Source organism: Bradyrhizobium sp. PRIMUS42 (genome assembly GCF_023006515.1).
Classification (GTDB): Bacteria; Pseudomonadota; Alphaproteobacteria; order Rhizobiales; family Xanthobacteraceae; genus Bradyrhizobium.
In genome coordinates this window covers 1-5,137 of the sequence record NZ_JALBGZ010000469.1, presented here as the reverse complement: position 1 = coordinate 5,137, position 5,137 = coordinate 1, and the positions used below count along the sequence as shown (strand labels likewise).

3 protein-coding genes are annotated in these 5,137 nt (G+C 65.7%); all 3 read left to right on the top strand.

Features of this window, described 5'->3' with window-relative positions:
• The first annotated feature begins 263 nt into the window (after positions 1-263).
• On the top strand, positions 264-440 hold the full coding sequence (locus MOV75_RS26835; RefSeq protein WP_246930622.1) for a DUF3311 domain-containing protein: 177 nt from the start codon (positions 264-266) through the stop codon (positions 438-440).
• The gene (gene mctP / locus MOV75_RS26830) at positions 430-1,920 is read left to right on the top strand and encodes a monocarboxylate uptake permease MctP (RefSeq protein WP_246930625.1); all 1,491 of its coding nucleotides are present in this window, start codon (positions 430-432) and stop codon (positions 1,918-1,920) included. Before MOV75_RS26835 ends, mctP begins: the two co-directional genes overlap by 11 nt.
• 141 nt (positions 1,921-2,061) lie before the next feature.
• The coding region (locus MOV75_RS26825; RefSeq protein WP_247006891.1) for a PAS-domain containing protein at positions 2,062-5,137 on the top strand (3,076 nt) is incomplete at its 3' end.

Here is a 5,137-nt window from a genome sequence, read left to right as displayed (position 1 = left end):
AGCCGCCGAAGCCGGCGGCGAGCGAGCGCAAGCGGCAGTAGCGGCCCCATCCGTCCATCATTCATCCCTGGCGCGACAAGCTCCGCTTCGCGCGAGGGCCACCTCGTGCGGGCTGCTCAGACCCGAGACGGCGTCGCCGATACGAAAGTATGGGGGTCTGGCCGAGCCAAGGTAGGGGGAGGGCTGGCCGTCGTTGTCAGCTATATCGCGCTCAAGTCGCGCTCACGAAAAGCGCGTCGACCTTACTCACAGGGGAGGAGAGCGTGATACGTCTTTTGCTGCTGCTGCCGTTCATCGGCCTGATGATCGTGCCGTTCTACAATGTCCGGGAGCCCCATCTGTTCGGCTTCCCGTTCTTCTACTGGTATCAGCTCGCCTGGGTGCCGCTGACCTCGCTGCTCACCTACATCGTCTACAGGAGCGTGCGCCGTGCTGGCTAATGTCGATAGCGCGGCATTCGCCGTATTCCTCGCCCTGTTCATCCTCGTCACCGGCATGGGCTTCGTGGCCTCGCGGTGGCGCAAGCCGGAGACGCTCGCCCATCTCGACGAGTGGGGTCTCGGCGGCCGCAAGTTCGGCACCTGGATCACCTGGTTCCTGGTCGGCGGCGACTTCTACACCGCTTACACCGTGATCGCCGTTCCTGCGCTGGTCTATGCGGTCGGCGCTTACGGATTCTTCGCGCTGCCATACACCATCATCGTCTATCCGTTCGTGTTCGCGGTGATGCCGGTGCTGTGGAAGGTCGCCAAGGAGCGCGGCTATGTCACCGCCGGTGACGTGGTGCGCGGCGCCTACGGATCGCGCGGGCTCGAACTCGCGGTCGCGGCCACCGGCGTGCTGGCGACGATGCCCTACATCGCGCTCCAGCTCATCGGCATGGAGGTGGCAATCAAGGCGCTCGGCCTCCACGGCGAGATACCGCTCGTTCTCGCCTTCCTGGTGCTGGCGCTCTACACCTACTCGTCGGGGCTGCGCGCACCTGCGCTGATCGCCTTCGTCAAGGACATCATGATCTACATCGTGGTGATCGCGGCGATCGCGATCGTGCCGTCGAAGCTCGGGGGCTACGGCGCGATCTTCGTCGCGGCGGATGCAGCGTTTACGGCGAAAGGCGCGGGCGGCGTCCTGCTGTCACCGGCGCAGATCCTGCCTTATGCCTCGCTGGCGCTGGGCTCGGCGCTAGCCGCCTTCATGTACCCGCACACGCTGACCGGTATCTTCGCGTCCTCAGGCGGCAACACCATTCGCAAGAATGCGATGCTGCTGCCGGCCTACACGCTGCTGCTCGGCCTGCTCGCGCTGCTGGGCTACATGGGTCATGCGGCGGGCCTCAAGCTCGCGAGCAACAACGACGTCGTTCCGGAGCTGTTCAAGACGCTGTTCCCGAGCTGGTTCGCGGGCTTTGCCTTCGCCGCGATCGCGATCGGCGCGCTGGTGCCGGCAGCCGTCATGAGCATTGGCGCCGCCAATCTGTTCACTCGCAACTTCTGGAAGGTGTGGGTCGATCCGAAGGTCACTCCGGCAGGCGAGGCGAAGGTCGCCAAGATCACCTCCATGCTCGTGAAGGTCGGTGCGCTGCTCGCCATCCTGCTGATGCCGACGCAGTTCGCGCTCGACCTGCAATTGCTCGGAGGCCTCTGGATCCTTCAGACGCTGCCGGCGCTGGTGTTCGGCCTCTATCTGAACTGGTTCTCGAGCACGGCCCTCCTGGCCGGCTGGGCCGTCGGCCTTGCAGGCGGATCGTGGCTTGCCTGGTCGGACGGGCTGAAGCCGCTGCACAGCATTGATCTGGGAGCCGGGCCGGTTGCGATCTACACCGGTCTCCTGGCGCTGGCGCTCAACATCGTGGTTGCCGTCGTCGTCAACCTGGCGCTCAAGCGCAGGCCGCAGGAACGGCTGTCCCGCGAGGCGGCCTGAGTACTGCCGTCGGCGGCCGGAGATCCTCCGGCCGCCGATCTTTGCCGGAATGAATAGCCTTCCATGCAATTGAAAACGCTCTAGTATCCGCCCGCGATCCAGCCCCGCTCGGCGGATCAGACGGTCTCGGGTGAGGATGTCTTGCAGGCGTGGTTCGTTCTCGCGGTCGCTGCCGGCTATGTGACCACGCTCTTCCTGGTTGCCTGGTGGGGCGATCGGCGGAGCGCCGGAGGGCCGCTGGTTTCGCCCAACTCCTGGGCGGCTGCAATCAGCTATTGCCTGACGCTTGCTGTCTACAACACCTCGTGGAGCTTCTACGGATCGGTCGGTCGGGCCGCCACCAGCGGGCTGGACTTTGCCACGATCTATATCGGCCCGACCCTGGTGCTGCTGTTTGGCCAGACGCTCCTGTCCAAGGTGATTGCTATCGCGAAGGCGCAGAACGTCACCTCGATTTCGGATTTCATCGCCGCGCGCTACGGCAAGAGCCAAGTGCTCGCGGCCTTCGTGACGCTCGCATCGCTGCTGAGCGTGCTTCCCTACATCGCGCTTCAACTCAAGGCGGTCGGCAAGAGTTTCGATTACCTGATCCTCCAGCCTGAACGGGCCGGCGGCGAGGCGCTGCGCTTCTGGCAGGATTCCGCGTTCGGCGTTGCCGCGTCGATGGCGCTGTTCGCGATCGTATTCGGTGTCCGGCACGTCCACGCCAGCGAGCATCATCGCGGCCTGATGCTCGCGATCGCCTTCGAAAGCATCGTCAAGCTGCTCGCATTCCTGATCGTCGCGCTGTTCGTGCTGTTCGGCCTGTCCGGCGGGCCGGCCGCTCTCCTGTCGCAGCTCCAATCCGAGCCGCAACTGGCTGGGATTCTGACTTTCGATCCGACGCAGCCGGTATGGCCTGCGACAATCATCATCTCGGCGATCGCCTTTCTGTGCCTGCCGCAAGCGTTCCATGTCGCCGTCGTCGAGAACGAGAGCCCGGACCATACGCGTACCGCGGCATGGCTCTACCCGGCCTATCTTGCGCTGTTCAGCCTGCTGATCCTGCCGATCGCCGCGGCCGGTCTCACCCGGTTCGGCGCGATGATGGACCCCGACACCTACGTCATCTCGCTGCCGATTGCGGCGGACGCGGGCGCCGTCAGCCTGATTGCGTTCCTCGGCGGGCTGTCGGCTGCCACCGGCATGGTGATCATGACGTCCGTCGCGCTCAGCACCATGCTTTGCAACGACGTCATCATGCCGCTGCTGCTGCGCTTGCCCGTCTTCGGCCTGCGCGCGCGGAGCCGTCCGATGACTTCGGTGCTAGTGGTGGTGCGCCGGCTCTCGATCCTCGGCATCCTGCTGCTCGCCTATCTGACGCACCGTCTGGTCAACCAGTCCTATCCGCTCACAGTGATCGGTCTTCTGTCGTTCGTCGCGGTCGCGCAATTCGGACCGGCGTTCGTCGGCGGCCTGTTCTGGCCTCGTGCCAACAAGGCCGGCGCCTCGGTCGGAATCGCAGCTGGATTCTTCATCTGGGCCTACACGCTGCTGCTTCCCTCTGCCGCGCCGCTCTGGCCCGCTCTCGAGGAGATCGTTCGCCAGGGCCCGTGGCAGCTCGCCTGGCTCAAGCCGAACGCGCTGTTTGGCCTCGAAGGGGTCGATCCGATCTCGCACTCCACGCTCTGGAGCCTCGGCGCCAACCTTGTCTGCTTCCTGGTGGTCTCGGCGCTCGGACGGCAATCGACCGTCGAGCGCAATCAGGCCGCGGCGTTCGCCGATGGGGTCGTCCGCGAATCAATTCCGAAATTGTCCACGCGCGTGGTGGTCCGGCTCGACGATCTGCGCGCGCTGGCGCTGCGGTTTGTCGGCGCGGAGCGCGGGGCGGCGTCGTTCGATGGCTATCTTGCCGCTCGCATTTCCGGCACCGGGCCGCGGCTCGATCCATCAGGGCTGGTCGATCTCGACTCGATCCGGTTTACCGAGAACCTGCTTGCCGGCGCGATTGGCGCCGCCTCGGCGCGCGTGGTGATCGCGTCGTCGCTGGAAGGGCACTCGCTGTCGCGGCGGGCAGCGATGGCGATGCTCGACCAGGCCTCGGAGGCGTTGCGCTTCAACCGCAGCCTCTTGCAGAGCACGCTCGAGAGCGTGCCTCAGGGCATTTGCGCGTTCGATGCCGAGTTCAACATCACGGCATGGAACGGCCGTTTCATCGCGCTCCTGGACCTGCCGCCGGACTTCGTGCGCGTGGGGCTTCCACTGGCGGACCTCATCGCCTTCAACGTCGAGCGCGGCGAATATGCCGCGTCCGAATTCGCAGCGCTCCTGGTCAATCGTGACGTCGCCACGCAGAGCTGGCCCTATCTGTACGAGCGCAAGCGGCCGGATGGCACGGTGCTTGAGATCGTCTACGACCGCGTCGCCGAGGGCGGCTACGTCTCGACCTATACCGACGTGACCGAGCGTCACCGTACCGCCGAAGCCTTGCGGCGTGCCAATGAGGGGCTGGAGCTGCGTGTCCGCGAGCGGACCGAGGCGCTCGAGCAGGCGAAGGCGGAGGCCGAGCAGGCCAATCTCGGCAAGACTCGCTTCCTGGCGGCGGCCAGCCACGATCTGCTGCAGCCGCTGAACGCGGCCCGTCTGTTTCTGTCTGCGCTCGACGAGAGCCTGCATGGCTCCTTGCGAACTGATGATGCCGGCAAGGAGCGCACCTTGGCGAGCAGCGCGATTACGGCGCTGCGCTCGACCGAGCATGTCCTCGACAGACTGCTCGACATCTCTTCCTACGATGCCGGCGCCGTTCGCGCCGAGGTGTCCGACTTCCCGATCGCGGAGCTGCTGGTGCAGTTGAACGTCGAATTCTCGGCCATGGCCCGCGAACGCGAGCTCGTCCTCCGCGTCGTCGGTTGCCGCCTCGCGGTGCGCAGCGATCCGCACCTGCTGCGTCGGATCCTGCAGAACCTGCTGTCAAACGCGCTTCGCTACACGCCCAAGGGACGCATCCTGCTCGGCTGCCGGAGGCAGGGCGGCGCGCTGCGCATCGAGGTCTGGGATACCGGCGTTGGGATCGCGGCGGAGGACCAGAAGCGCATCTTCGAAGAGTTTCAGCGCCTCGCGCCCGGGCCGGAGAAGGGATTGGGCCTGGGGCTCGCCATCGTCGATCGTGTGTCGCGGCTGCTGGGCCATGCCGTCGATGTCCGTTCGCGCCCGGGACATGGTTCGTGCTTTGCGGTCA